Source organism: Salmonella sp. SAL04162, from assembly GCF_046551535.1.
Taxonomy (GTDB): domain Bacteria; phylum Pseudomonadota; class Gammaproteobacteria; order Enterobacterales; family Enterobacteriaceae; genus Salmonella; species Salmonella enterica.
Window position 1 is genome coordinate 253,703 of record NZ_JBGDVX010000007.1, and the last position, 24,494, is coordinate 278,196.

The following is a 24,494-nucleotide window of genomic DNA, read 5'->3' on the forward strand; positions in this document are numbered from 1 at the left end:
CTCCCGGGAAATAGATACCCTTTATATGAGGATACTATTCCACTTTTCAAGTTACATGACGCGACAGGCAAACCCTTTCAGATACAGCCCTTCCGGGTAGGTGGCGATCACCGGGTGATCGGCGGCCTGACGGAACTGCTCTATAAATTGTACATCACGACCGGCATCTATTGCGGCATCGGCAATGATTTTCTGAAATAAATCGCTGGTCATCAGTCCGGAGCAAGAGAATGTCAGCAGTATGCCGCCCGGATTGAGCAGTTGAATCGCTAACATGTTAATGTCTTTATAGCCCCGGCAGGCACCCATTAACTGGCTTTTATTTTCGACGAATTTGGGCGGGTCCATGATGATGACGTCGAATTTTTCGCCGTGTTCACGGTAAGCGCGCAGCAACTTAAACACGTCATCGCGCACGAATTCGGCTTTGCTCAAATCCAGTTGGTTCAGTTCAACGTTTTGCCTGGCGATATCCAGCGCATCCTGTGAGGTATCCACGCTGACAACCTGGCGACAACCGCCCATTAATGCCGACACGGCAAAACCGCCGGTATAAGAGAAGCAGTTCAGTACCCGCTGATTTTCCACGTAGCGGCGCGTCGCCAGACGACTGTCGCGCTGATCAAGATAATAACCGGTTTTGTGGCCGCCCTGGATATCGACCAGCAATTTCATACCGTGTTCTTCAATTGGCAGAAGCGCAGGCGGCAGTTCGCCAGTGACCGGGCCTTGCGTCAGCGCCATCCCTTCTTTTTTCCGCACGGCGACGTCGCTGCGATCGTAAATAGCGCAATCCGGATAGCATGTTTGCAGAGCGCTAATTAATGCGGCGCGTTGATATTCGGCCCCGGCGCTGAGCAGTTGCAGCACCAAAAAATGACCAAAACGATCGATAGTGACGCCAGGCAGGCCATCGGACTCACCGGCGATCAGACGATAGCTATCCAGGCCGTCTTTTTTCGCCAGCCAGTCGCGCCACTGCTGCGCCTGGCGCAGGCGGCGGGTGAAAAACGCAATATCAATGGATTCTGCTTTATCAAATGTCCAGACGCGCGCGCGGATCTGGGATGCTGGCGACCAGGCGCCGCGTGCTAACCACTTTCCCTGATGGTCGACGATATCGATAGTTTCACCGAGGTTGGCTTTGCCTTCCAGGCGGGATACGGCGCCGGAAAAGACCCATGGGTGGCGGCGGAGTAAAGATTTTTCTCGCCCTTTGCTGAGGACTAAACGGGGATATTGCGAAAATGTAGATTCAGTCATGCGGAGTAACCTCTCACAAACAGTAACGCGAGCCGGATGATAGCTCCAGCCAGGGACCGTGAAAACGAAATGGCGCGTAGGGTAGCACAGATAAGAGGGGCAATCATCAGCGTATGGTGGTGAGCGTTTCTGCACAAAATAGAATCGTAAAGGCACAGTTTCTTCAGCGGGCGCTTTTTATAGTGTTATTTCTTTATATGAAGAAGGAAATACAATGAAAACAGTCTTCTCTTTGACCGCAGCCGCAATGATGGCATTGAGTGGCAGCGTATCTGCCGCATCGGCGTTTAGCCTCAGTAGCGCGGATATTCCGGCGGATTTTCGTTTAACGCAACAGCATGTCTTTAAAGGATTTGGTTGTAGCGGAGAAAATATTTCGCCGCAGCTGAGCTGGCGCAATCCGCCTGCCGGAACCAAAAGCTACGCTATTACCGTCTTCGATCCTGATGCGCCCACCGGAAGCGGCTGGTGGCACTGGACGATGGTGAATATTCCTGCGCAGATTCACGACCTGCCGACGGGGGCTGATAAAAAAACGTTACCCGCTGGAGTGGTGCAGGGACGGAATGATTTCGGTTATGCTGGCTTTGGCGGCGCCTGTCCGCCGCCGGGCGATAAGCCTCATCGCTATCAGTTTACTGTGTGGGCGCTGAATACGGCAACACTGCCGCTCCACAGTGAGTCGAGTGGCGCGTTGGTAGGGTTTATGCTTAACGCGCATGTGATTGCGAAAGCACAATTCACGGCCACATACGGAAGATAAAATAGAGGACGGCACGGTGCAGGAGATGCATATTCGACATCAGGATCTTACGACGGCAGAGGTGCGTTCCAGTCATCTGCACCGTTTGCATCGTGTTACGCTTTTTTCCGCCGCTATCTGCCATATTACGCAGGGCAGTAAAGTCATCATTCAGGATGATAGCCGCCTTGTCGCCGGGCCGGGCGAGTTGATTATTATTCCGGCGAACACGCCGCTGGAGATTATTAATCAGCCTGCGCAGAACGGTTTTCGCTCCGACCTGTTGTTACTTTCACCGGAGATTATTGCTCGCTTTAAAACGATGTACGTTCAGGATTATCCACCGGCAAACCTGACATCGCTGTGTACGCCGATGAGCCGTAGCCTGACATTTATGTGGGAGAACGTGTTGGATGCTGTGCGCCAGGGTTTACCCGTTGGGCTACAGGAACATCAGGCGATGGGGTTACTGTTAGCGCTTTTACATGATGGCGCGGCGGGACCGCTGCTTATTGAACGGCGTTACACCCTCACGGAGCAGGTGCGGCAACTGATTATGCTCTCACCTGCTAAGCTATGGACAGCCCAGGAGATAGCCCGCCGCCTTGCTATGGGAACATCGACGCTGCGTCGACGTTTGCAGCGCGAATCGCAGAGTTATCGACAAATTGTTGAAGAGGTGCGCATGTCCTGCGCGCTTTCTCAACTGCAATCGACGACGCTGCCGATCGGCGAAATAGCGCTACGGTGCGGCTACCTGTCGGGGTCGCGATTTACGGCCAGATTCCGCCAGCATTATGGGTGTCTGCCCAGTCAGGTACGTTAAGTATGTCCTGTATGAGCCTCCACCACTGATTATGAAAGGAGAACCATCATGTCGAACGTCTGCATTATCGCCTGGGTTTATGGTCGCGTTCAGGGAGTCGGGTTTCGCTATACCACGCAGCATGAGGCGCAGCGGCTGGGGTTAACCGGCTATGCGAAGAATATGGATGACGGAAGCGTAGAAGTGGTGGCCTGTGGCGACGCGGCGCAGGTGGAAAAACTCATCAAGTGGCTGAAAGAGGGCGGGCCGCGCTCTGCTCGTGTGGACAAAATCCTTACTGAACCGCACAGCCCTCGCGAGACGCTAACAGGCTTTAGTATTCGGTATTAAATACATTTTACCGGCTTGGGCAGACCGGCGATTTTGGTCGCTTGCTTTGCCGGGCCTTTCGGGAACAGACGATACAGATAGCGGCTGTTGCCTTTTTCTTCGCCGAACTTATTCGCCATCGCCTTTACCAGCATTCGGATGGCGGGAGAGGTATTAAACTCCAGGTAAAATTCGCGCACGAAGCGCACGACTTCCCAGTGTTCCGCAGAGAGCTCAATGCCTTCATTGGCGGCGATAGCGACTGCCAGCGCTTCACTCCACTGCGTCGTCTCTTTCAGATAGCCTTCGCTATCAGTACTGATTTCTTTACCTTCAAAGATCAACATAACGTTTCACTGCGTAATCAACACGGACGGCAGTGTAGCAAAAAATAAAGCCCTGCATAAGCAGGGCTGGAAGAGGGGAATGTCGATTAGTCGCGGCTGGCGAAGCCCAGGATGCTGAGCAGGCTGACAAAGATGTTGTACAGCGAAACGTACAGACTGACGGTCGCACGAATATAGTTGGTTTCACCGCCGTGAATGATGTTACTGGTTTCATACAGGATAGCGCCCGAGGAAATCAGGATAAACACCGCGCTAATCGCCAGGTGCAATGCAGGCAGTTGCAGGAAAATATTCGCCACCATACCAATCAGCACGACGACGATCCCGGCCATTAACATACCGCCCAGGAAAGACATATCCTTACGGGTGGTCAGAACGTAAGCGGAGCAGCAGAAAAATACTAACGCGGTACCACCCAGCGCCAGGCCAATGACATCGCCCATGCCTGCTGACAGATAGGCGTTAAGAATCGGGCCCAGGATATAGCCGAGGAAGCCGGTAAACGCAAAAGCAGACAGGATACCGACCGGCTTATTGGCGGTTTTATAGGTCAGGAACATCAGCCCATACATACCGACCAGCGTCAGAATCAGGCCGGGGGAGGGCAGCATCAGTACCGTACTGGCTGTCGCGGTAATTGCGGAGAAAGCCAGCGTCAGGCTCAACAGAAAATAGGTGTTGCGCAGTACTTTGTGCGTACTCAGTAGCGAGCTACGATCACGCGATGATGTAATGATACGATCCATTAGTCACTCTCTTATGACAGATGTAATTAATAAAGGAGAATAATAAAAACAGTCACTGTCACCCAGTGGTTTTACCCATCTTTACGCATTCGTTTACGTTTAGTTTCCTTAAGAGATTTCAGGTGATTACCGTCGTTAAAACGGTCTGCTCATGCCTGGCGCTACGCCATAAAACAGGCGGCAGCGCCAACTACGCGCTACCGATAAAAAATTGATAATCACAGAGGTAAAACAGTGGGGACGATCAACACGTATTAAGCCAGTTTTTGTGTTGAAGAAATGGTCAATGTGCCGCTATTTCAGGCAATTAACGAAATTTTGCCTGTTTTTCACGCAAACGAACACATTCGGTCTTTACATGACGCACCGGGATGTTTATAGTGCGCCTCATTCCGGAAGTGTGGCCGAGCGGTTGAAGGCACCGGTCTTGAAAACCGGCGACCCGAAAGGGTTCCAGAGTTCGAATCTCTGCGCTTCCGCCAGATTAAACAAGGGGTTACCGAAAGGTAACCCCTTTGTTTTTTGGGCGCTTAGAATATAGTTAGAAAATACTACTAGAACATTTCCCGAAAAAACGGACTACGTGGGTTTTTAGTTTCTTTTCGTTTCCTGATGTGTCTATTTATTGAAGATGTAGACCATTCCAGGAGGTGAAGGATGCCCCATCTCTTTCAGAATAATGTTGGTATATTCGACAACAGGGTCTCCTGGATGATTTTTTTCTTTATCCTGAAGATGGCTCAGTGCATGTACAACTTCATGAATAAATGAACGTTTTGTGTCAAAAAGTTGTCTTCCTTCGTTACTTTCATAATGTTCGGTATATGAATCATCAGAATCGTCCAGATTGAGACAAATAACTTTCCTGCCTTCTGAAAGTTTGAAGTGTTCCTGAGCCACGGTAGTTTCAAAGGCTTCGCCTGCCCCCAGTAGCCAGCGCTGCTCCACATCATGTAGTTCTTTTTCATATGCGTAATTCATCAGTCTGCGGAATGTTTCGCTTTGGGTATACGCATTTTGAAGTACGGAGGATAGTTCATCGTAGCATTCGTCATAAGTGTCGTCATCAATTTCTGTATCAGGGTCTATTCCACCCGCGCCTAAGATAAGGTACTCCACAGCCTGGATATTTTTAATCAAAGAGCTTATTCTGCTACGCTCTCATATCAACAATGTAAAAATACGCTGAAAATGTTATTTATAATGAAACTTAGGGGCGGGGTTTATTTAATAAAACAAGGGGGCTTCTGTTTGAATACTTCTTGTTTATAAAATCCCTTTATCTCGACTAAAATATTGGATGGGGGAAAAGCGTTTTATCATTGTAATCCGGGAGTGGAGTAGGGGTATGTTGACTACCTGTCAGATCGGCTCCTGTTAATGCTTTCGCTAAAGTTAGAGCTATCTTATCTAATTTTGCACCATTTAGTTTGGTGTCAGTTAAGTCTGAGCCGAATAGAATTGCAGCGGTTAAGTTTACACCGGACATGTTAGCGCAAGTCAGGTCTGCGTGAGTCAGGTTTGCTTTAGTCATGTTTGAACCCATTAGATTTACAGCGTGTAGATTTGCACAACACAAATTTGCACCGACTAAATTTACATTAGAAAGAGTTGTTTCCCGGAAATCTGCATTAGAAGCATCTATTTTTGACAAATCTTCCCCCTGGAAATCTTTATGAGCCAGGTTTACTCCGCGCAGGTTCAGAAAACCATCTTCGGTTATAAGTGAATCAGGCTGTTGTATATTATGTTTACTCATCAGCTTTAACATTCGACATACATTCCAAAATCTCTCACTATCAACGTTATCCGTTACAGTTTTTCCACTTTTGTTCACTTCAATAATGACCATGGGATCCGTATTTTCGGATGCTGCTCCACATGACAGACATATAGTACACCCGTTGACATCCTCCAGAAATATTTTATTACCATCGAAGAAAGCATCTTTATTTACATATAATAATGATGTGGTCAGTTTTCCAATTACCTCCTGAAAGCATCTTTCATTGCTTCTTCTTACTCCACCACAGGTAAAAAAATTGACAAACCATTCCAGTATACCGCGTGGTGAAGTTGCACTTTTCATTGCTTCTTTCGTACCGGTACCGGCCGCATGCAAATATCTTAATATATTTTCTGGGGACGCGTTAGTTATTGGCATTTTGATTCCTTCTTATGGAAGTGAGTCGATTCCTTATAGGTGTGAGTCAAGTCACATTTATACAAGGAATAATAAAAAAAGATATAAGGTGATTTTTGTATTTAGAGCTTTGGTTGAGTATGAGTAGGTGTCTGGCATCTGACAAGAGGCGATGATATCTGCCATAACGGTGAAGCAGAAGTAATATCACCCGTGAATAATAAGATTATCCTTACTATTGACTTCCTTCATTTCCAGCATAGCTTACGCTTCATCATCAATGAATAAACAATTAAGTTTGTTGAGCGAAAATTTACCTAAAGAAAAAATAATAAGCCTTAATATTTTTTTTGCAGTATTTCAACTTATAGCAGAATAAATGTGCGTAGATGGCGTAAAAACCTGACGAGCAGAAATACTTACACACTAAAAATGCTCCCGCAAACAGAGCAAAATGAGAAAGAGGAACGTTTGCCCCTTACATTTCCACCAAAGATTCTGGTTTTGTCTCTTGTAAAGGGCATACGTATCGCGTTTTATCTCATTAAGAAAGTATGTTGACGTATTAAATTAAGCATAATGCTCTTTCAATTGCTTCACGTTTGAAATGAATAATTCAAAACCAGTGAGCGCCTCTTCTTCGGTACTGGTTTGCGGCAAGCGATAAAGCGCCACTAAAGCAGTATTGTCTGCGTCAGCGCCGATAGTGACGGCGCTGGTGTAGTTCAGACGTAAAAAATGCTGCAAAGTCAGGATGTCGTCAGGCAATGGCATAAAGGGACAGCACATTTCCAGTGTATGATCGGATTCATTAAAATAAACCTGTATCCCATCATCAATGATAAGCAGTGGCTCATCTTCTGGCGCATCCAGGCCTAACGCGTCATATAAACGATTTAATAGACTTTCCATATAGTTACCTCAAGACTCAAGATGTGATTAATGAAGAAATGCCTTTTACTGACTGCCAAATATTTTCATCCCCAACTCGTTTTTGATAGGAAAGATTGAGCACCTCTGGCGATAAATTTTTCATTACTTTGTTTCCCGCTCCACCCGTATTTTGTTTCTGAATCTCCAGGTTACCGCTATTCAGTAATACTTTTTGGAAAATTTTCTGCCCACCGCTATCCGGAAGACTGCCAGGAGTATTTAACATATGGGTCTGATGGAAAGAAATGAGCTCTCGCTTGATTTCTGAATCCATCATCCCTGTACGATCTTTGCCGCTTTTACAATTCCAGGCGGGTACCGCGCCAATTTCATGGGCTAACATGGCAAGGCGTTGTGCGAGTTTATAGGGTTCGCCGCCATCTTTATGATGTTGGTTATTTTTCCAGATATCCTTAATCTGGCGCGCTAATGTATTTACGACCTCATAATTATCCGGGTATTGCGCCAGCCATTCGCCAACCCAGCCACCAGGTCTGGCTTCAGGGCGTAAATCATTGCCTAATAACTGATGTAGCGCTTCGGCATTATATCTATCCGATGCCTTAAGGCCAAAGCCGAGCTTGAGCGCCAGCTCATTAACACCCACATTAAATGCGGCGACGTCCGGTTTTATTTTTACCGTCTGTAGATCGCCATCTTTATTGCGGATTTTTAAATGAATCATTTTTCCCGGCTGGGTCAACGATTGCCATGCGCGCATTTGATCCTCGACCATCGTTCCCTCTTTGCCGAAAATATTCGACGCGGTGAGTAACCCGACGGATACCAGTTTAAGGCTTACCGCTTCGCCCTCTAAGGCTCTGTTAAGCAACTCAGGTTTACTAAAAAGTGCCGCAGTTAATACTTCTTTGGCTTTGTTTTCAGCGCCGACCTGACGCAGAAGCGGATCTTTTTCATGATAGGGGGAAAGCACGCCATGACGTATCCCGCAAAAGAGCGTTTTATCTTTACCGTCCTCATGCACACTCACCGTGGACATCCACAAATTATTGGCGTGATGAATATTCCTGGTATCCCAACTGCATACCCCCTTTCCCTGATAAGCACTGGGAAAGATATCTTTTGCGCCGATTTTCATCTCTGCGGCAGGGAGCTGCGTGTTGGTATAGTGATGCCCGTTATGCGTGAGTGTATTTTTTATGGTTTGCCAGGGCTGGTTATTAAGCTGCTTGACCTGAGCATCTCTAAACGCTACTGCCGCAAAGCGATGAGCTTCTTTTGCAGGTAGGCCATTTTGCTGCTGAGTGCGTGCTGCAATAAGTTCGATAAGATTTTTCTTCAATGCTTTTGCCGCGGCTTCTTCTTGTTTTGTTGCTGGCCGGTCCGCTTTAACTTTGGCTAACTCCATTTGGTTTGCCATTGACGTTAGAACCGGGTCTTGTTTACCCAGAACGGTTGCCGCGACGGTAAGAAGATCGCGCTGTAAGTTATAGAGGTTATGCAGCGAGTGGTTAGACGTCTTCTGATGCTGTAGATAATTCCCCCATGTCGCGCCGGGTTCTCGCAGGACAATAATTTCCGGGCGAACGTCGGGCGCTTTAGCCGGCGCTTTGCCCTGGCCTGAGAGAATCTGCATTCCGTTGTATAAGGTTTTTTGTAGGCTTTTAAAAGCCTCCTGGGTTTTTAGTGAAGCTGAGTGATAGAAGCTCTGTATTTGCATAGCGTTTTTAATATTCCTGAATAGGGGAGTGGGAACATTCAACAGGGTTAACAACCCTTTAAAAGAATGTGACTTTTATGCGCCAGGAACTTTAAAAAAATGTCCTTTTTAATGAGGAAACGCTTCTGATCAGGCGGGGAGGTGTCCTGACGTGCATACGTAGTGGCGATCATGGGGGGGAACGGCGCATCAAATGTTCATAAAATCTACAAACTTCACAATTTAGGGCACAACTTTTATTGAAAACCCACCTTCTTGACTCAGATCAAATTCACCGATTTACTCCTGCGTAAAGTAACGGCGTTACATCAAATGTTATACAGGTGTGTGTATGCCAGCAAAGCCCCGGACAAGTAAGACCGTGACGAAGAATATTCGTTTTTCCTATTCCATGCTTGAACAGATAGAATTCGCGTTGAAATCTGAAAAGACGCGGAATTTTTCAGCGTGGGTAAAAGAGGCCTGTCGGGAAAAGTTATGTAACACGGGACATAAGTTGTAGTTATCGTTTTATGCGAGAGGAGGCGGCCATTTTGAAAAGAACAACGTGCTTATATACCTCCTGGGTTTTTGCCGCTTTTGTCTCTCTGCTGATATTTGCCTGGAGTGTCATAAACTATCCTCTCTATGAATCCATAATAATTATTGTCTTTTATATCTGGCTAATTCTGGTGCCGCTTTATCTTATTGTGTATGAGTGGCTAATAGATTGTCATTAAATTTATGGTTGCGTACTTGAAAAGTGATATTTCATATCTGTGCGGTAAGTCATTGTCGTAATAATATTATTGGTCAGGCGACGGGCGAGCGTCTGCGCATTTTGCATCGTTTTATCTTCAAAATTTTGCAGTAAGCGTTGCGCTTCTTTCGGATGCGACGCATATAATCTCAGATAGCTCTGTTCCATCTTATACTGCTGCTTAGCTGTTTGCTGTTCAAATGTTTTCCAGGCGTGTTGCACATCTGGCGCAAACGCATTGTAGTCCTGCATAACCAGCGTTTGCAGCGTGCGGAATGTCCAGTAGGTAGAGTCGTTGCTCGCCCGATCGGTTCCTTTATCATCTCCGGGTTGATAATGACGCATCCCCTGATAATAGGGGAGATAGACGCTAAGAGATGGCATTCCATAGGCGATGTATTCTACGTTGCCGATAGCCTGCGGTAATTTCGGTCTGACCTGTAAAATATGTGACTCCTGGGTACGAAAAACGGATATAGGTCGCCATGGTTCTTGTGGATTATGACTGGCATAAGGGTCGTGCGACGTACCCTGATAGTGATTGCGTAACGCGTTTTTTACTGCCGCCACGCTGATCTTCGTTATTGGCGTTAAAAAAACAGGAAATGTTTCCCCTTCGCTAACGACCGTATCCAGATGCGGATTAAACTGGTGTTGTAGCGTCCAGACGCGCGGATAATTATAGGTGGTATCGTTTTTGTTATCCTGCGAATAGGCTTGATGAAAGTCGAATTCGCCGCGGGCCGGATCATATAATCCCTGCTTTTTCGCAAAGCTTACTAACGTTGGTGACGCCATATAATTCGCGTTATCATTCGGATCGTAATGCCGTAAACGTCCCTGATTGGCGGAAACGAAATAGCTATCTGCCGGAAGTCTTACTGCCAGCCATTGATGACCGCTTCCCGTCTCCAGATACCATATCTCTTTGCTATCAATAAACGCGACGCCGAAACCTTCGCCCGCGCCTTTTTGTTCAATAATGTCTCCCAGTAATTTGGCGCCCTGACGCGCCGATTGCGCCACTGGCAGGATCACGGACTCAATGGCGTCTTCCGTGATTCCCGTTTTTGTCACGTAAGGATCGGCAGCCAGCGCCGCTCTGCCGTTATAAATGGTTTCCGTTGCGCTCATTCCGACGCCCGCCGAATTGAAACCGGCTTCACCCATGGCGTTATCGTTAGTATCAAAGTCATGAATCGCCGTATAGCGCATCGCTGTCTCCGGAAGCGGCCAGCTAAAATTGTTCCGATGTGCTTTATACTCGCCTTGTTGATGAAACGCGACGGGATGAATAACCTTATGCTTGGCGTTATTTGCCGAGCCATCCTCGTTGCGCGCGATAATAAAGGAGCCGTCAGCCGAAGCCTGATTGCCTACCAAAAGGGTAGTACAGGCGATGACTTTACCCATACCCAGCAGCGTAACGGCGAATGCAAGATACTTTTTCATAAAGGTTCCCACTGAATAACGCGTTATGGGATGAATTGACCCTGGATTGGAAACCGAGAAAGTGATCGAGCCAGCAATATTCTTTGCCGGCATCCTTTATTTTCTCTTTATTGAGGTTGTATTGATAACCACAGCCCTGTGGCAGGGAAGGGGAACAGAACCTGTACTGACCTTAGCTATCACCGCTATCAGGCAGACGAACCGAAAAGATATTATGTTCATCGGCATAGCGGTAAGATGCCGAACCACCGTGTAATAGAGCAATCGCGTTAACTAACGATAACCCCAGGCCGAAACCGGCAGTGTGGCGGGCATTATCTCCTCGCCAAAAACGCCGGAAAAGCTTATCCGCATCGGCGGGGTGGCTGCCCGGATTAGCGACCCGAATTTCTGCAACGTTATCATCATAAGCGCTTTCAATACGTATCACGGCGTTTTCATCAGAATAACGGATGGCATTCGTCAGCAGGTTTGAGAGCACTCTTTGTAATAATATTTCGTCAGCCCATACCGTTCCCTGACATTGATTTATAAAACAGATGCGCTTCTCCTCGGCAAGGGGGCTAAGATAATCCAGCATATTTTCGACCAGCGCATTGAGCGAAACAGGCTGTTTTTTTACCGCTATATTCTGGTGCTCCGCGCGTGCCAGAAAGAGAATATTTTCTGTCAGTCGCGACAGTCCCTCCAGCTCTTCAATATTATCGACAAGGGCTTGTTGATACTCTTCGGCGCTGCGTTCCTGACTCAGCATCACCTGATTCTTCCCCAGTAAAATATTAACAGGCGTGCGCAGCTCATGCGCCAGATCGTCGGCAAATTGGTTCAGGCGTTCAAAATCGTCGGAAAGCTTCTGGCGCATGGTATTTAGCGCTTGTCCAAGCGGCCTGAGCTCGACGGGTAACGCCTGTTCCGCCAACGGCTGGCGAAGTGTGCCGCTATCTGTCGCCGCGGTGAGTCGGCTGAGCGACGTAATGGCCCGCAGCCCGTTTCTGATGACTAATGGACTGAGCGCCGAACAGACGAGGATCGCGATAAGGCTAATCAGCAAACTGTTGCGGCGATATTGCGCCAGCATTTGCCGTCTTTCCGTCGCCAGCCTGGCAATAGTAAGGGTCAGCGGGTCATCGCCGCTTCTGGCGTTTACTCGTACCGCGGTCAGTTCCGTGCCTTGTACCGCCTGGCGAAATAAGGTTTCGCGGGTGATGTTTTTAGCCAGCGGAATCTCGTTAAAGCGTTGGTCGGGGATGCCGCTATGATTAATCGCAACCTTGTGGCCTGTTGCTGAATGAATCAATAAGATATCCTGCTTCGTATCCACCATCCGATTGAAATAGAGCGGCAGATTTTCCGGCCTGGCGCCATCCAGTAACAGTTGCTGCATTTGCGCCGCCCGATTTATTAGCGTCATATCATCCCGATACGTTAATTCTTTGCTCAGCGCGTTATAGAGCGTCCAGCTAATGCCGGTACAGGCGAGGATAAGTATGGCGATAAAAGAAATTGTCAGGCGCAGCGTCATTGATAACTTAACCATTCTGCGACGTTTCCGCCTGTAATCGATAACCCATCCCCCGGACGGTCATAATGAGCTTCTTTTCAAATGGATCGTCTACTTTGGCGCGCAGCCGACGAATCGCGACATCAACGGTGTTGGTTTCACTATCAAAGTTAATTCCCCAAACCTCGCTGGCGATCGCGGTTCGGGGCACGATTTCTCCTGCCCGGGAGGCCAGTAACCAGAGGAGCAGGAATTCTTTGCGGGTCAGGGAAATCGGTTTGCCATTTCGTGACACCGATTGCTTTGTGGCATCCATGTCCAGACCATTGATCGTCAGTCGGGTAAAGACCGGGACATGCTGTCTGAGTTGAGCTCTCACCCGGGCCAGCAGTTCGGCGAAGGAAAAAGGCTTAACAAGGTAATCATTAGCGCCTGCCTCAAGACCTTTGACGCGATCCTCAACCGAGTCGCGCGCCGTCAGGCAAATAACGGGGGACTGATGCGCAGTGCGTAACGCGCGTAAAACCTGCCATCCATCAAGCCCCGGCAGCATAATATCAAGAATAATCAATGAATAATGTTCCTGAAGGGCCAGGTGTAATCCGTCTCGTCCATCACAGGCATAATCAACCACATAGCCTGCCTCCGTGAGTCCCTGACGTACCCACTGAATGGTTTTCTGGTTATCTTCAATCAATAAAATCTTCATCAACGCAGTATGCCATAGGCTTGGTAGCGAATCCGTAAATCTCCAACAAGATGACATAATTGTCATGTCCGTGTAAGGTTAATCCTGGACGCGCCAGATATATTTTCCTGCATCAATACCGTAAAGGAGTGAAGCATGAAACGATATATACTGGCTACCGCGATAGCATCTCTTGTTGCAGCCCCTGCAATGGCGCTGGCCGCTGGCAACAATATTCTCAGCGTACATATTCTCGATCAGCAAACAGGCAAACCGGCGCCCGGCGTGGAGGTGGTACTGGAGCAGAAAAAGGATAACGGATGGACGCAATTAAATACCGGGCATACCGACCAGGACGGACGTATTAAAGCACTGTGGCCCGAAAAAGCTGCCGCGCCGGGGGATTATCGCGTTATTTTTAAAACCGGCCAGTATTTTGAAAGTAAAAAACTGGATACGTTTTTCCCGGAGATTCCCGTCGAGTTTCATATCAGCAAAACGAATGAGCACTATCATGTGCCGCTGTTATTAAGTCAGTATGGTTATTCAACCTATCGCGGGAGCTAATTTAGAGCCTATCCCATTAGGGCTATTTTACTTGCCATTTTGGACCTGGGCAGTGCTCGCCAAAACGCGTTAGCGTTTTGAACGCCGCTAGCGGCGGCCCGAAGGGCGAGCGTAGCGAGTCAAACCTCACGTACTACGTGTACGCTCCGGTTTTTGCGCGCTGTCCGTGTCCAAACTGGCTGCGCCAATAACGCCTGGTGGGATAGGCTCTTAGATTGTATTAATCGCCGCGATTTATGGCGATCAAACATCGCGGCGGGAATAAAAATCTTCAGCGTATCGACTCTTCTCCCACAAGCGGTGGTTATCCCGCTTGTGGGCATGAGTGACGGTTAAACAGGCGCTTCCATCTCAAGTCTGACCGGATGAAAACGGCGTTTGAAATAAATCAGGCCATGCCCATCCTGGCTAAGGATAATATTTTTGATCGCCACCAGATACACCAGATGCGTGCCAATGGTTTGTACCTCGCTGATCTCGCCTTCAAGACCGGCCAGCGCGCCGTTAAGTACCGGCTGGCCCAGCGGTCCGTTTTGCCAACATGGCTGGTGAAAACGCTCCTCCATCGCCATCCCCGTCATACCGGCAAAGTGGCGCGCCATCAGCTCCTGCTCATGGTTAAGTACATTAATGCACAGCCTGCCGTTACCCTGAAAAACGGGGTTCATGGCGCTATTGGCATTAATACATACCATTACGGAGGGCGGCGTATCGGTGACGGAGCAGACCGCTGTTGCGGTGATACCGCAGCGTCCGGCGTGACCCGCCGTGGTTACGATGTTGACCGCTGCCGCCAGACTTGCCATCGCATCGCGAAAACGCAGACGTTGTTCATCTACTTGCATGAGAACCTCCTGCCGCGTTATTTCAGCAGCTTATCCAGTTGATTGATGTCGTCGTTATTGTGCAAATGCGAAACCGTCCAGCCATTCTGATCGTATTCGGAGAGGCAGCGATCGACCATTGCCATCATCTTATCCATATTGCCGGAGCTCTGGGCCTGACGCAGGCACTGCAGACGAATTTCATCCTGGCTGCCCGAGTAGTTAATCTCGTACAGCTCATGGCGACCGCCGAACTCGCTGCCGATGGCATCCCACATCAATTTAAGAATTTTGATACGTTCAACATGGTCCATTCCGTTAGAGCCGCGTACGTATTTCGCCAGGTACTGGTCGATTTGCGGATTATTCAGATCGCGGGCGCTGGAAGGCAGGTAAATCAGGCCGCTGGTAACGTTACGTTCAATAATATTTTTAATTTTCGCGTAGGCCATTGGGGCCATCACACGATAGGTTTGCAGCGCGGCGTGGTCCGGTAGCCAGGCGCCGTTTACCCACGGGGTTGCTTCAGAACACATAGAATCGCTCAATGCCCAGAACATATTGCGCCAGGCCACGACTTCGCCGAGATCGGCCTGCACGCCACGGAACTCTACGGTACCCGTACATTCGAGCGATTTTTTCAGCAGCGCGGTAATGAAATCAAGTTTAACCGCCAGACGAACACAGGCTTGCAGTGGATACATACGGGCAAAGCCGCCTTCCATCGTCCAGCGACGGCAACGATCGAAATCACGGTAAATCAACACGTTTTCCCACGGGATCAGCACCTTGTCCATCACCAGAATGGCATCGTTTTCATCAAAGCGGCTGGAGAGTGGATAATCAAACGGCGAGCCCGTCGCGCCCGCGACCATTTCATACGAGGCGCGCGAAATAAGTTTTACGCCTTCGGCATCCATTGGCGCGACAAACATCAGAGCAAAATCCGGGTTTTCGCCCATCACCTGGGCTGAGCCGAAACCAATCATGTTGTAGTGAGTCAGGGCGGAGTTAGTGGCGACAACTTTCGCCCCGCTGACAATAATCCCGGCGTCCGTCTCTTTCTCCAGCTTGATATAGACGTCTTTCACTTCGTCGGCAGGTTTGTGGCGGTCAATGGGCGGGTTGACGATAGCATGGTTAAAGTACAGGCCGGTCTCCTGAATACGGGTGTACCAGTTACGGGCGTTCTGCTCAAACTGGCCGTAGAAAGCTGGGTTAGCGCCCAGAGCGCAGCCAAAGGCGGCTTTGTAATCCGGTGTGCGTCCCATCCAGCCGTAACTCAGGCGTGACCACTCGGCGATAGCATCACGCTGTTGGCGCAGATCGTCTGCGCTTTTCGCCACGCGGAAAAATTTATGTGTATAACCGCCGCTGCCGGTATCGGTATTCCAGCACAGGGTATCTTGCATCGATGGTTTATGTAATGCGTCATACAGTTGTGCGACAGAGGCTGCGGCATTGCGGAATGCCGGATGTGTCGTAACATCTTTAACGCGTTCACCGTAAATATAAATTTCCCGCCCGTCCTGCAGGCTTTTTAAATACTCTTCGCCCGTTAACGGACGCTTGTTATCAGTACGAAAATCTTCAGGTTTCATTGCGGCCTCTTCCTCGTTAATCGGAATGTTTTGTTAATAATATGTTTCTTATTTGTTGTTTAATTGAATAGGCAGAAGCGTAAACTGTGAAGAGACTTTCAGGACAACGGCGGGTACTTTTCAGATGAACGTCGAAGAAGAAGAGTAAAATGCGATCGCCGTCAACGTTGTAAGCGGGAGGGGATTCCCGTGTCGGCGGCGTGGGAAGGTAATAATACTATGCTTCCGCTTCGCTATCAGGATGCTGGCGCCCCAGGGCAATAAGATCGTCCAGCAGCAGCATCAATTGCTGTGTTTTTTCGGGCGTGAAATCGGCCTCAATTTTTCGATAAGCCTCTTCTACCTGGCTCCGGGCACGGGAGTACAACGTTTGTCCCTGCTCCGTCAACATGACATATAACTTACGCTGATCGTTAACCGGCTTGAGTCGCAACACCAGTCCGTCTCGCTCCATGCGCGTCAATATTCCGGTCAGACTTGGACGCAAAATACAGGTACGAAATGCCAGCTCGTGAAAATCCATAGAGGGGCTATCGGCCAGGATTCGCACAATGCGCCATTGCTGGTCGGTCAGATTGTGGCTTTTAACGATGGGGCGGAAATAGGTCATTGCCGCTTCGCGCGCCTGAAGCAATGCGATGGTTAATGAATCATGCATAAGCGTTTCTCTTTTGCAGAATTATTAATACCTGAATAATCGTGTTTACCGATGTGAGCTATGACATCTGTTTTATGTCCAAAGTTTAACAGAAACAAGGGGTTTTATTTAACTCTTTGATATATATGTATTTGATAATAAATTTGTGAAAATATTGTTAATCACATCACAAATACTTTACTTCAGCTTGCTAAATGTACAGCGAAAGCATAAATCTAATCATTAATATATTAATGAAATCACAGCCCGTTAAATCGGCCTGAGGAGTTTATGTATGAAGGGTACTGTTTTCGCCGTTGCGTTAAACCATCGCAGCCAGCTTGATGCCTGGCAAGAGGCTTTCTCTCAGCCTCCCTATAATGCGCCGCCTAAAACCGCAGTGTGGTTCATCAAGCCGCGTAATACGGTGATTCGTCACGGCGAACCCATTCCTTATCCGCAGGGAGAAAAGGTACTGAGCGGCGCGACAGTGGCGCTCATTGTGGGGAAAACCGCCAGCCGGATACGCCCTGAAGCGGCGGCGGACTATATCGCCGGGTATGCGTTGGCTAACGAGGTCAGCCTGCCGGAAGAGAGCTTTTATCGCCCGGCGATTAAAGCGAAATGTCGCGATGGCTTTTGCCCTCTGGGTGAAATGGCGCCGCTGAGTGATGTGGATAACCTCACCATTATCACTGAAATCAACGGACGAGAAGCGGACCACTGGAATACTGCCGATTTACAGCGTAGCGCCGCACAGCTGCTTAGCGCGTTAAGTGAGTTCGCTACGCTTAACCCTGGCGATGCGATCTTACTCGGTACGCCGCAGAATCGCGTTGCGCTGCGTCCCGGCGATCGGGTGCGTATTCTGGCGAAAGGTTTACCCGCTCTGGAAAATCCGGTTGTCGCAGAAGATGAATTCGCCCGCCACCAGACGTTTACGTGGCCGTTGTCAGCAACGGGAACGCTATTTGCGCTGGGGTTGAACTACGCCGATCACGCCAGCGAGCTGGCATTTACGCCGCCGAAAGAGCCGCTGGTATTTATCAAAGCGCCAAACACCTTTACCGAACATCATCAAACGTCGGTGCGCCCGAACAACGTCGAATATATGCACTATGAAGCCGAACTGGTCGTGGTAATTGGCAAAACGGCGCGTAAGGTGAGCGAAGCCGAAGCCATGGAGTATGTGGCCGGTTACACCGTCTGTAACGACTACGCGATCCGCGACTATCTGGAAAACTACTACCGTCCAAATCTGCGGGTAAAAAGCCGCGACGGCCTGACGCCGATAGGCCCGTGGATTGTGGATAAAGAGGCGGTTTCTGATCCGCATAACCTGACGTTACGCACCTTTGTCAACGGTGAGCTGCGGCAGGAAGGGACGACCGCCGATCTGATCTTCAGCATCCCGTTCCTGATTTCTTATCTGAGCGAATTTATGACGTTGCAACCGGGCGACATGATTGCCACCGGTACGCCGAAAGGGTTGTCCGATGTGGTGCCGGGGGATGAAGTTGTCGTGGAAGTAGAAGGCGTGGGTCGCCTGGTTAACCGAATCGTCAGTGAGGAGAGCGCAAAATGAAGAAAATAAATCATTGGATTAACGGCAAAAATGTTGCAGGTAACGACTACTTCCAAACCACTAACCCGGCGACTGGTGACGTGCTGGCGGAAGTGGCCTCCGGCGGTGAAGCAGAAGTGAACCAGGCTGTCGCGGCGGCCAAAGAGGCGTTCCCGAAATGGGCCAACCTGCCGATGAAAGAGCGTGCGCGCCTGATGCGCCGCCTTGGCGACCTGATTGACCAGCATGTGCCGGAAATCGCGGCGATGGAAACCGCCGACACCGGCCTGCCTATTCACCAGACTAAAAACGTGCTGATTCCGCGCGCCTCGCATAACTTCGAATTCTTCGCCGAAGTGTGCCAGCAGATGAACGGCAAGACCTATCCGGTTGACGATAAAATGCTCAATTATACGCTGGTGCAGCCCGTCGGCGTCTGCGCGCTGGTGTCGCCGTGGAACGTGCCGTTTATGACCGCGACCTGGAAAGTCGCGCCGTGCCTGGCGCTGGGTAACACCGCGGTGCTCAAAATGTCCGAGCTGTCGCCGTTGACTGCCGACAGGCTGGGCGAGCTGGCGCTGGAGGCAGGAATTCCGGCAGGCGTGCTGAACGTGGTGCAGGGCTATGGCGCGACGGCGGGCGATGCGCTGGTACGCCACCATGACGTGCGTGCGGTGTCGTTTACCGGCGGGACCGCCACCGGTCGCAATATCATGAAAAATGCTGGCCTGAAAAAATACTCGATGGAGCTGGGCGGCAAATCGCCGGTGCTGATTTTTGAAGATGCCGACATTGAGCGCGCGCTGGACGCCGCGCTGTTCACCATCTTCTCGATCAACGGCGAACGCTGCACCGCCGGGTCGCGCATCTTTATCCAGCAGAGCATTTACCCTGAGTTCGTGAAGCGCTTTGCCGAACGCGCGAATCGCCTGCGTGTCGGCGATCCGACCGACCCGAATACCCAGGTCGGCGCGCTGATTAGCCAACAGCACTGGGAGAAAGTCTCCGGTTATATTCGCCTCGGCATTGAAGAGGGCGCAACGCTGCTGGCGGGCGGTGCGGAAAAACCCACTGACCTGCCTGCGCATCTGAAAGGCGGTAACTTCCTGCGCCCAACCGTGCTGGCCGATGTCGACAACCGTATGCGCGTCGCGCAGGAAGAGATCTTTGGGCCGGTCGCCTGCCTGCTGCCATTCAAAGACGAAGCGGAAGGGTTACGTTTGGCGAACGACGTGGAATACGGTCTGGCCTCTTATATCTGGACCCAGGACGTGAGCAAAGTGTTGCGCCTGGCGCGTGGGATTGAAGCCGGCATGGTCTTCGTCAACACCCAGAACGTCCGCGACCTGCGCCAGCCGTTCGGCGGCGTGAAAGCCTCCGGTACCGGGCGCGAAGGCGGCGAATATAGCTTCGAAGTGTTTGCGGAAATGAAAAACGTCTGCATCTCAATGGGCGACCATCCTATCCCAAAATGGGGAGTTTGATATGGGCAAGTTAGCGTTAGCAGCAAAAATTACCCACGTGCCGTCGATGTATCTTTCTGAACTGCCGGGAAAAAATCACGGTTGTCGTCAGGCAGCCATTGATGGGCATATTGAAATTGGCAAGCGTTGCCGCGAAATGGGCGTTGACACCATTATCGTATTCGACACCCACTGGCTGGTGAATAGCGCTTACCACATTAATTGTGCCGACCATTTCCAGGGCGTCTATACCAGCAACGAATTGCCACACTTTATTCGCGACATGACCTATGACTATGACGGCAATCCGGAGCTCGGCCACCTGATCGCCGACGAGGCGGTCAAACTGGGCGTGCGCGCTAAAGCGCATAACATCCCGAGCCTGAAGCTGGAGTATGGCACGCTGGTGCCGATGCGCTACATGAACAGCGACAAGCACTTCAAAGTGGTCTCCATTTCGGCGTTCTGCACTGTGCATGATTTTGCCGACAGCCGCAGACTGGGCGAAGCCATTCTCAAGGCGATTGAGAAATATGACGGTACCGTAGCGGTATTCGCCAGTGGTTCTCTGTCGCACCGTTTTATTGACGACCAACGGGCGGAAGAGGGGATGAACAGCTACACCCGCGAGTTCGATCATCAAATGGACGAGCGCGTGGTCAAGCTGTGGCGCGAAGGCAAATTCAAGGAGTTTTGCACCATGTTGCCGGAGTACGCCGACTACTGCTACGGCGAAGGCAACATGCACGACACGGTCATGCTGCTGGGAATGCTGGGTTGGGACAAATACGACGGCAAGGTGGAGTTCATCACCGATCTGTTCGCCAGCTCCGGTACCGGCCAGGTGAACGCTGTTTTCCCGCTGCCTGCGTAAGGGGTGTTTATGCCGCACTTTATTGCTGAATGTACTGAAAATATTCGCGAGCAGGCTGATTTACCCGGCCTGTTCAGCAAGGTAAACGAGGCGCTGGCCGCCAGCGGGATTTTCCCCATCGGCGGTATCCGCAGTCGCGCCCACTGGCTGGATACCTGGCAGATGGCTGACGGTAAGCATGATTACGCGTTTGTGCATATGACGCTGAAAATCGGCGCCGGGCGCAGCCTGGAGAGCCGTCAGGAAGTTGGCGAAATGCTGTTTGGGCTGATTAAAGCCCACTTCGCCGACCTGATGGAGAACCGCTATCTGGCGCTGTCGTTTGAGATTGCCGAGTTACATCCGACGCTCAATTACAAACAAAACAACGTACACGCGTTATTTAAATAGCACACTCTTTCGCCCGGTGGCGCTGCGTTTACCGGGCCTACAAAAAAAACGATGCACGAAGCAATACCGAACCGTAGGCCGGGTAAGACGCACCCGCGTCGCCACCCGGCGCAGCAGCACCGAATGACGTAACAGGAAGCAACTATGCTCGATAAACAGACCCATACCCTGATCGCCCAGCGACTTAATCAGGCTGAAAAACAGCGTGAACAGATCCGCGCAGTGTCGCTGGATTACCCCAACATCACTATTGAAGATGCCTATGCTGTACAGCGTGAATGGGTCAATATCAAGATCGCCGAAGGGCGCACGCTCAAAGGCCACAAAATCGGCCTGACCTCAAAAGCGATGCAGGCCAGCTCGCAAATCAGCGAACCGGATTACGGCGCGCTGCTTGACGATATGTTCTTCCATGACGGCGGCGATATCCCCACCGACCGTTTTATCGTCCCGCGTATTGAAGTGGAGCTGGCGTTCGTGCTGGCGAAACCGCTGCGCGGCCCTCACTGCACGCTGTTCGACGTCTACAACGCCACGGATTATGTGATTCCGGCGCTGGAACTGATTGACGCCCGCAGCCACAACATCGACCCGGAAACCCAGCGTCCGCGCAAAGTGTTCGACACCATTTCCGACAACGCCGCCAACGCCGGGGTGATCCTCGGTGGTCGTCCCATCAAACCAGACGAGCTGGATCTGCGCTGGATCTCCGCGCTGCTCTATCGCAACGGCGTGATCGAAGAAACCGGCGTCGCCGCAGGCGTGCTGAATCATCCGGCCAACGGCGTAGCGTGGCTGGCGAACAAGCTTGCCCCCTACGATGTCCAGCTTGAAGCCGGGCAGATCATCCTCGGCGGCTCGTTCACCCGCCCGGTGCCGGCGCGCAAGGGCGACACCTTCCATGTCGATTACGGCAACATGGGCGCGATCAGTTGCCGGTTTGTGTAAGGAAAAAACGATGAAAAATGCTTTCAAAGACGCGTTAAAAGCGGGGCGCCCGCAAATCGGTTTGTGGCTGGGGCTTGCCAACAGTTACAGCGCTGAACTGTTAGCGGGCGCCGGCTTCGACTGGCTACTGATTGACGGTGAACACGCGCCAAACAACGTGCAGACGGTGTTGACCCAGTTGCAGGCGATTGCGCCTTATCCCAGCCAGCCGGTGGTGCGTCCGTCATGGAACGATCCGGTACAGATTAAGCAACTGCTCGACGTCGGCGCGCAAACGCTGCTGATACCGATGGTGCAGAATGCCGATGAAGCGCGAAACGCCGTGGCGGCTACGCGTTATCCGCCTGCCGGTATTCGCGGCGTGGGCAGCGCGCTGGCGCGGGCATCGCGCTGGAATCGCATTCCGGACTATCTCCACCAGGCCAACGACGCTATGTGCGTACTGGTGCAGATTGAAACGCGTGAGGCGATGAGCAATCTGGCGTCAATTCTCGACGTGGATGGCATTGACGGCGTGTTTATTGGCCCGGCGGATCTCAGCGCCGATATGGGCTTTGCCGGCAATCCGCAGCACCCGGAAGTGCAGGCGGCGATTGAGAACGCCATCGTGCAGATACGCGCGGCGGGGAAAGCGCCGGGGATTCTGATGGCCAATGAAGCACTGGCGAAACGTTATCTGGAACTGGGGGCGCTATTTGTCGCCGTCGGCGTTGACACCACGCTGCTGGCGCGCGGCGCGGAGGCGCTGGCGGCGCGCTTTGGCGCAGAAAAAAAGCTGTCCGGTGCGTTCGGCGTCTATTAAGCCTGGCCCGGTAAGCGCAGCGCTACCGGGCAACCGTAGTACCCTACAAAAATTCCCATCAGAGGAAAAAAAATGAGCGACACATCATCTGCACTTCCGGAAAGCCCCGAGTCTGTCAGTTCGCACAACGCGCTCAGCACGGGTCAACAAACCGTCATAAATAAACTGTTCCGCCGACTGATCGTATTTTTATTCGTGTTGTTTATCTTCTCGTTTTTAGACCGTATCAACATCGGTTTTGCCGGGTTGACGATGGGGCAGGATCTGGGGTTAAGCGCCACCATGTTTGGCCTTGCCACGACGCTGTTTTACGCCACCTACGTCATTTTCGGCATTCCCAGCAACGTGATGTTGAGCATCGTCGGCGCCCGCCGCTGGATTGCGACCATTATGGTGCTATGGGGCATTGCATCTACCGCCACGATGTTCGCGGTGGGACCGAAAAGCCTGTATGTGCTGCGAATGCTGGTGGGCATTACCGAAGCGGGCTTTTTGCCAGGAATATTGCTCTATTTAACCTACTGGTTCCCGGCATTTTTCCGCGCCCGCGCCAACGCATTATTTATGATTGCCATGCCGGCCACTACCGCGTTGGGGTCGATTGTCTCCGGCTATATTTTATCGCTGGACGGCATATTCAATCTGCATGGATGGCAGTGGTTATTCCTGTTGGAAGGATTTCCGTCAGTTTTGTTAGGCATTATGGTCTGGTTTTACCTGGATGATACCCCGGCAAAAGCCAAATGGCTGACGGCAGAGGATAAAAAATGTTTGCAGGAGATGATGGATAATGACCGCCTGACGCTGGTTCAGCCGGAGGGGGCCATCAGCCATAACGCCATGCAGCAGCGTAGTCTGTGGCGCGAAGTATTCACGCCAATTGTACTGATGTATACGCTGGCCTATTTTTGCCTTACCAATACGCTTAGCGCCATTAGTATCTGGACGCCGCAAATCCTGAAAAGTTTTAATGAAGGCAGCAGCAATATCACCATCGGCCTGCTGGCGGCGATCCCGCAGATTTGTACTATTCTGGGCATGATTTACTGGAGCCGCCATTCGGACAAACATCAGGAACGTAAACATCACACGGCGTTGCCGTTCCTGTTTGCCGCCGCGGGCTGGCTGCTGGCGTCGGCGACCGACCATAACCTGATCCAGCTCCTGGGGATCGTGATGGCATCCACGGGTTCCTTTAGCGCGATGGCGATCTTCTGGACCACGCCGGATCAGTCGATCAGTTTACGCGCCAGGGCGATAGGCATTGCGGTCATCAATGCCACCGGCAATATTGGCTCCGCGCTCAGCCCGTTTATGATTGGCTGGCTAAAAGATATCACCGGTAGCTTCAATAGCGGACTCTGGTTTGTCGCTTCTCTGTTAGTCGTCGGCGCCGCCATTATCTGGCTTATTCCCATGAAAGCATCGCGTCCGCGCGCCACCCCTTGAGGAGA

The 24,494-nt window shown here is 50.8% G+C and carries 25 protein-coding genes, 1 tRNA gene and 2 pseudogenes; 14 read left to right on the top strand and 14 right to left on the bottom strand.

The window, feature by feature from the left end; translation table 11 throughout:
- Window positions 1-51: 51 nt before the first annotated feature.
- Complete coding sequence (gene rlmI / locus ACLJRH_RS16200) at window positions 52-1,263, bottom strand: 23S rRNA (cytosine(1962)-C(5))-methyltransferase RlmI (RefSeq protein ID WP_000140488.1); 1,212 nt, start codon at window positions 1,261-1,263, stop codon at window positions 52-54.
- 214 nt (window positions 1,264-1,477) lie between these two features.
- On the opposite strand from rlmI, the gene ACLJRH_RS16205 reads away from it, so the two are divergent.
- The 3 genes from ACLJRH_RS16205 to yccX are packed head-to-tail and all read left to right on the top strand — an operon-like array spanning window position 1,478 to window position 3,161.
- Window positions 1,478-2,026: a YbhB/YbcL family Raf kinase inhibitor-like protein gene (locus ACLJRH_RS16205; protein WP_000859427.1), complete on the top strand. Its 549-nt coding sequence runs from the start codon at window positions 1,478-1,480 to the stop codon at window positions 2,024-2,026.
- A 25-nt stretch (window positions 2,027-2,051) separates the two neighbouring features.
- On the top strand, window positions 2,052-2,831 hold the full coding sequence (locus tag ACLJRH_RS16210; protein WP_000548082.1) for a helix-turn-helix transcriptional regulator: 780 nt from the start codon (window positions 2,052-2,054) through the stop codon (window positions 2,829-2,831).
- A 48-nt stretch (window positions 2,832-2,879) separates the two neighbouring features.
- Window positions 2,880-3,161 carry an acylphosphatase gene (yccX, locus tag ACLJRH_RS16215; RefSeq protein ID WP_000072884.1) on the top strand — a complete coding sequence of 94 codons (282 nt, stop codon included), beginning with the start codon at window positions 2,880-2,882 and terminating at the stop codon, window positions 3,159-3,161.
- Here the strand turns inward: yccX and tusE are convergent.
- Both tusE and yccA read right to left on the bottom strand, forming a co-directional pair.
- Complete coding sequence (tusE, locus tag ACLJRH_RS16220; protein ID WP_000904446.1) at window positions 3,158-3,487, bottom strand: sulfurtransferase TusE; 330 nt, start codon at window positions 3,485-3,487, stop codon at window positions 3,158-3,160. The two genes, yccX and tusE, sit on opposite strands and share 4 nt — an antisense overlap.
- Before the next feature lie 86 nt (window positions 3,488-3,573).
- Window positions 3,574-4,233, bottom strand: a complete 660-nt coding sequence (gene yccA / locus ACLJRH_RS16225; RefSeq protein WP_000374046.1) for an FtsH protease modulator YccA — start codon at window positions 4,231-4,233, stop codon at window positions 3,574-3,576.
- A 394-nt stretch (window positions 4,234-4,627) separates the two neighbouring features.
- Between yccA and ACLJRH_RS16230 the strand changes: the two genes are divergently transcribed.
- Window positions 4,628-4,715, top strand: a tRNA-Ser gene (locus ACLJRH_RS16230).
- A 136-nt stretch (window positions 4,716-4,851) separates the two neighbouring features.
- Here the strand turns inward: ACLJRH_RS16230 and pipA are convergent.
- Together pipA and pipB are read right to left on the bottom strand one after the other, a co-directional pair.
- A pseudogene (gene pipA, locus ACLJRH_RS16235) lies at window positions 4,852-5,352 on the bottom strand (type III secretion system effector protease PipA); the annotation flags it as partial.
- A 169-nt stretch (window positions 5,353-5,521) separates the two neighbouring features.
- Entirely contained in the window at window positions 5,522-6,397 is an 876-nt protein-coding gene (gene pipB, locus ACLJRH_RS16240) for an SPI-2 type III secretion system effector PipB (protein ID WP_023137464.1), read from the bottom strand.
- A 217-nt stretch (window positions 6,398-6,614) separates the two neighbouring features.
- Here pipB and ACLJRH_RS16245 point away from each other — a divergent pair.
- A pseudogene (locus tag ACLJRH_RS16245) lies at window positions 6,615-6,937 on the top strand (hypothetical protein).
- Window positions 6,938-6,946: 9 nt separating this feature from the next.
- On the opposite strand, the gene sigE reads toward ACLJRH_RS16245, so the two are convergent.
- The gene (sigE, locus tag ACLJRH_RS16250; protein ID WP_000444724.1) at window positions 6,947-7,288 is read right to left on the bottom strand and encodes a type III secretion system chaperone SigE; all 342 of its coding nucleotides are present in this window, start codon (window positions 7,286-7,288) and stop codon (window positions 6,947-6,949) included.
- Window positions 7,289-7,304: 16 nt separating this feature from the next.
- Window positions 7,305-8,990, bottom strand: coding sequence for an SPI-1 type III secretion system effector inositol phosphate phosphatase SopB (sopB, locus tag ACLJRH_RS16255; RefSeq protein ID WP_001529176.1), 1,686 nt, complete (start codon window positions 8,988-8,990; stop codon window positions 7,305-7,307).
- 331 nt (window positions 8,991-9,321) lie between these two features.
- On the opposite strand from sopB, the gene ACLJRH_RS16260 reads away from it, so the two are divergent.
- Window positions 9,322-9,492, top strand: coding sequence for a YlcI/YnfO family protein (locus ACLJRH_RS16260; protein ID WP_001111006.1), 171 nt, complete (start codon window positions 9,322-9,324; stop codon window positions 9,490-9,492).
- Here ACLJRH_RS16260 and ACLJRH_RS16265 read toward each other — a convergent pair whose 3' ends face one another.
- The 4 genes from ACLJRH_RS16265 to hprR all read right to left on the bottom strand — a co-directional run bounded on the left by ACLJRH_RS16265 (window position 9,493) and on the right by hprR (window position 13,391).
- Complete coding sequence (locus ACLJRH_RS16265; RefSeq protein WP_000174815.1) at window positions 9,493-9,603, bottom strand: hypothetical protein; 111 nt, start codon at window positions 9,601-9,603, stop codon at window positions 9,493-9,495.
- Between the two features lie 108 nt (window positions 9,604-9,711).
- Complete coding sequence (locus ACLJRH_RS16270; RefSeq protein ID WP_000760235.1) at window positions 9,712-11,181, bottom strand: C69 family dipeptidase; 1,470 nt, start codon at window positions 11,179-11,181, stop codon at window positions 9,712-9,714.
- Window positions 11,182-11,353: 172 nt separating this feature from the next.
- A complete protein-coding gene (locus tag ACLJRH_RS16275) occupies window positions 11,354-12,718 on the bottom strand; it encodes a heavy metal sensor histidine kinase (protein ID WP_023137466.1) in 1,365 nt (454 codons plus the stop codon).
- A complete protein-coding gene (hprR, locus tag ACLJRH_RS16280; protein WP_000698217.1) occupies window positions 12,711-13,391 on the bottom strand; it encodes a response regulator transcription factor HprR in 681 nt (226 codons plus the stop codon). Before hprR ends, ACLJRH_RS16275 begins: the two co-directional genes overlap by 8 nt.
- A 135-nt stretch (window positions 13,392-13,526) precedes the next feature.
- On the opposite strand from hprR, the gene hiuH reads away from it, so the two are divergent.
- Window positions 13,527-13,937 carry a hydroxyisourate hydrolase gene (hiuH, locus tag ACLJRH_RS16285; protein WP_000833182.1) on the top strand — a complete coding sequence of 137 codons (411 nt, stop codon included), beginning with the start codon at window positions 13,527-13,529 and terminating at the stop codon, window positions 13,935-13,937.
- A 332-nt stretch (window positions 13,938-14,269) separates the two neighbouring features.
- Here hiuH and ACLJRH_RS16290 read toward each other — a convergent pair whose 3' ends face one another.
- The 3 genes from ACLJRH_RS16290 to hpaR all read right to left on the bottom strand — a co-directional run bounded on the left by ACLJRH_RS16290 (window position 14,270) and on the right by hpaR (window position 17,020).
- The gene (locus ACLJRH_RS16290) at window positions 14,270-14,782 is read right to left on the bottom strand and encodes a 4-hydroxyphenylacetate 3-monooxygenase reductase subunit (protein ID WP_001195556.1); all 513 of its coding nucleotides are present in this window, start codon (window positions 14,780-14,782) and stop codon (window positions 14,270-14,272) included.
- 17 nt (window positions 14,783-14,799) lie between these two features.
- The gene (gene hpaB / locus ACLJRH_RS16295; protein ID WP_000801496.1) at window positions 14,800-16,362 is read right to left on the bottom strand and encodes a 4-hydroxyphenylacetate 3-monooxygenase, oxygenase component; all 1,563 of its coding nucleotides are present in this window, start codon (window positions 16,360-16,362) and stop codon (window positions 14,800-14,802) included.
- A gap of 217 nt (window positions 16,363-16,579) precedes the next feature.
- A complete protein-coding gene (gene hpaR, locus ACLJRH_RS16300) occupies window positions 16,580-17,020 on the bottom strand; it encodes a homoprotocatechuate degradation operon regulator HpaR (RefSeq protein ID WP_000543924.1) in 441 nt (146 codons plus the stop codon).
- Between the two features lie 274 nt (window positions 17,021-17,294).
- Here hpaR and hpaG point away from each other — a divergent pair, with 274 nt between their 5' ends.
- The 7 genes from hpaG to hpaX all read left to right on the top strand — a co-directional run bounded on the left by hpaG (window position 17,295) and on the right by hpaX (window position 24,489).
- Window positions 17,295-18,584: a 4-hydroxyphenylacetate degradation bifunctional isomerase/decarboxylase gene (gene hpaG / locus ACLJRH_RS16305; RefSeq protein WP_000679210.1), complete on the top strand. Its 1,290-nt coding sequence runs from the start codon at window positions 17,295-17,297 to the stop codon at window positions 18,582-18,584.
- Window positions 18,581-20,047, top strand: coding sequence for a 5-carboxymethyl-2-hydroxymuconate semialdehyde dehydrogenase (gene hpaE / locus ACLJRH_RS16310; RefSeq protein WP_000723524.1), 1,467 nt, complete (start codon window positions 18,581-18,583; stop codon window positions 20,045-20,047). Before hpaG ends, hpaE begins: the two co-directional genes overlap by 4 nt.
- A gap of 1 nt (window position 20,048) precedes the next feature.
- Window positions 20,049-20,900 carry a 3,4-dihydroxyphenylacetate 2,3-dioxygenase gene (gene hpaD / locus ACLJRH_RS16315; protein ID WP_000516978.1) on the top strand — a complete coding sequence of 284 codons (852 nt, stop codon included), beginning with the start codon at window positions 20,049-20,051 and terminating at the stop codon, window positions 20,898-20,900.
- A gap of 9 nt (window positions 20,901-20,909) precedes the next feature.
- Window positions 20,910-21,290 (top strand): 5-carboxymethyl-2-hydroxymuconate Delta-isomerase, encoded by a 381-nt coding sequence (locus tag ACLJRH_RS16320; RefSeq protein ID WP_001119849.1) that lies wholly within the window; start codon window positions 20,910-20,912, stop codon window positions 21,288-21,290.
- Between the two features lie 144 nt (window positions 21,291-21,434).
- Complete coding sequence (gene hpaH, locus ACLJRH_RS16325; RefSeq protein WP_000884795.1) at window positions 21,435-22,238, top strand: 2-oxo-hept-4-ene-1,7-dioate hydratase; 804 nt, start codon at window positions 21,435-21,437, stop codon at window positions 22,236-22,238.
- 10 nt (window positions 22,239-22,248) lie between these two features.
- Window positions 22,249-23,040 carry a 4-hydroxy-2-oxoheptanedioate aldolase gene (gene hpaI / locus ACLJRH_RS16330; RefSeq protein WP_000785060.1) on the top strand — a complete coding sequence of 264 codons (792 nt, stop codon included), beginning with the start codon at window positions 22,249-22,251 and terminating at the stop codon, window positions 23,038-23,040.
- Window positions 23,041-23,112: 72 nt separating this feature from the next.
- Window positions 23,113-24,489 carry a 4-hydroxyphenylacetate permease gene (gene hpaX / locus ACLJRH_RS16335; protein WP_001285803.1) on the top strand — a complete coding sequence of 459 codons (1,377 nt, stop codon included), beginning with the start codon at window positions 23,113-23,115 and terminating at the stop codon, window positions 24,487-24,489.
- Window positions 24,490-24,494 lie beyond the last annotated feature (5 nt).

Bases quoted from the DNA above. Each gene is read 5' to 3' on its own strand.
- hpaX (WP_001285803.1), top strand. From the start codon at position 23,113: ATGAGCGACACATCATCTGCACTTCCGGAAAGCCCCGAGTCTGTCAGT.
- pipB (WP_023137464.1), bottom strand. From the start codon at position 6,397: ATGCCAATAACTAACGCGTCCCCAGAAAATATATTAAGATATTTGCAT.
- tusE (WP_000904446.1), bottom strand. From the start codon at position 3,487: ATGTTGATCTTTGAAGGTAAAGAAATCAGTACTGATAGCGAAGGCTAT.
- rlmI (WP_000140488.1), bottom strand. From the start codon at position 1,263: ATGACTGAATCTACATTTTCGCAATATCCCCGTTTAGTCCTCAGCAAA.
- hpaB (WP_000801496.1), bottom strand. From the start codon at position 16,362: ATGAAACCTGAAGATTTTCGTACTGATAACAAGCGTCCGTTAACGGGC.
- hpaE (WP_000723524.1), top strand. From the start codon at position 18,581: ATGAAGAAAATAAATCATTGGATTAACGGCAAAAATGTTGCAGGTAAC.
- sopB (WP_001529176.1), bottom strand. From the start codon at position 8,990: ATGCAAATACAGAGCTTCTATCACTCAGCTTCACTAAAAACCCAGGAG.
- yccA (WP_000374046.1), bottom strand. From the start codon at position 4,233: ATGGATCGTATCATTACATCATCGCGTGATCGTAGCTCGCTACTGAGT.
- hpaG (WP_000679210.1), top strand. From the start codon at position 17,295: ATGAAGGGTACTGTTTTCGCCGTTGCGTTAAACCATCGCAGCCAGCTT.
- ACLJRH_RS16290 (WP_001195556.1), bottom strand. From the start codon at position 14,782: ATGCAAGTAGATGAACAACGTCTGCGTTTTCGCGATGCGATGGCAAGT.
- hiuH (WP_000833182.1), top strand. From the start codon at position 13,527: ATGAAACGATATATACTGGCTACCGCGATAGCATCTCTTGTTGCAGCC.
- ACLJRH_RS16260 (WP_001111006.1), top strand. From the start codon at position 9,322: ATGCCAGCAAAGCCCCGGACAAGTAAGACCGTGACGAAGAATATTCGT.
- hpaR (WP_000543924.1), bottom strand. From the start codon at position 17,020: ATGCATGATTCATTAACCATCGCATTGCTTCAGGCGCGCGAAGCGGCA.
- ACLJRH_RS16210 (WP_000548082.1), top strand. From the start codon at position 2,052: ATGCATATTCGACATCAGGATCTTACGACGGCAGAGGTGCGTTCCAGT.
- ACLJRH_RS16275 (WP_023137466.1), bottom strand. From the start codon at position 12,718: ATGGTTAAGTTATCAATGACGCTGCGCCTGACAATTTCTTTTATCGCC.
- hpaI (WP_000785060.1), top strand. From the start codon at position 22,249: ATGAAAAATGCTTTCAAAGACGCGTTAAAAGCGGGGCGCCCGCAAATC.
- ACLJRH_RS16205 (WP_000859427.1), top strand. From the start codon at position 1,478: ATGAAAACAGTCTTCTCTTTGACCGCAGCCGCAATGATGGCATTGAGT.
- ACLJRH_RS16270 (WP_000760235.1), bottom strand. From the start codon at position 11,181: ATGAAAAAGTATCTTGCATTCGCCGTTACGCTGCTGGGTATGGGTAAA.
- hpaH (WP_000884795.1), top strand. From the start codon at position 21,435: ATGCTCGATAAACAGACCCATACCCTGATCGCCCAGCGACTTAATCAG.
- yccX (WP_000072884.1), top strand. From the start codon at position 2,880: ATGTCGAACGTCTGCATTATCGCCTGGGTTTATGGTCGCGTTCAGGGA.
- ACLJRH_RS16265 (WP_000174815.1), bottom strand. From the start codon at position 9,603: ATGACACTCCAGGCAAATATCAGCAGAGAGACAAAAGCGGCAAAAACC.
- hprR (WP_000698217.1), bottom strand. From the start codon at position 13,391: ATGAAGATTTTATTGATTGAAGATAACCAGAAAACCATTCAGTGGGTA.
- sigE (WP_000444724.1), bottom strand. From the start codon at position 7,288: ATGGAAAGTCTATTAAATCGTTTATATGACGCGTTAGGCCTGGATGCG.
- hpaD (WP_000516978.1), top strand. From the start codon at position 20,049: ATGGGCAAGTTAGCGTTAGCAGCAAAAATTACCCACGTGCCGTCGATG.
- ACLJRH_RS16320 (WP_001119849.1), top strand. From the start codon at position 20,910: ATGCCGCACTTTATTGCTGAATGTACTGAAAATATTCGCGAGCAGGCT.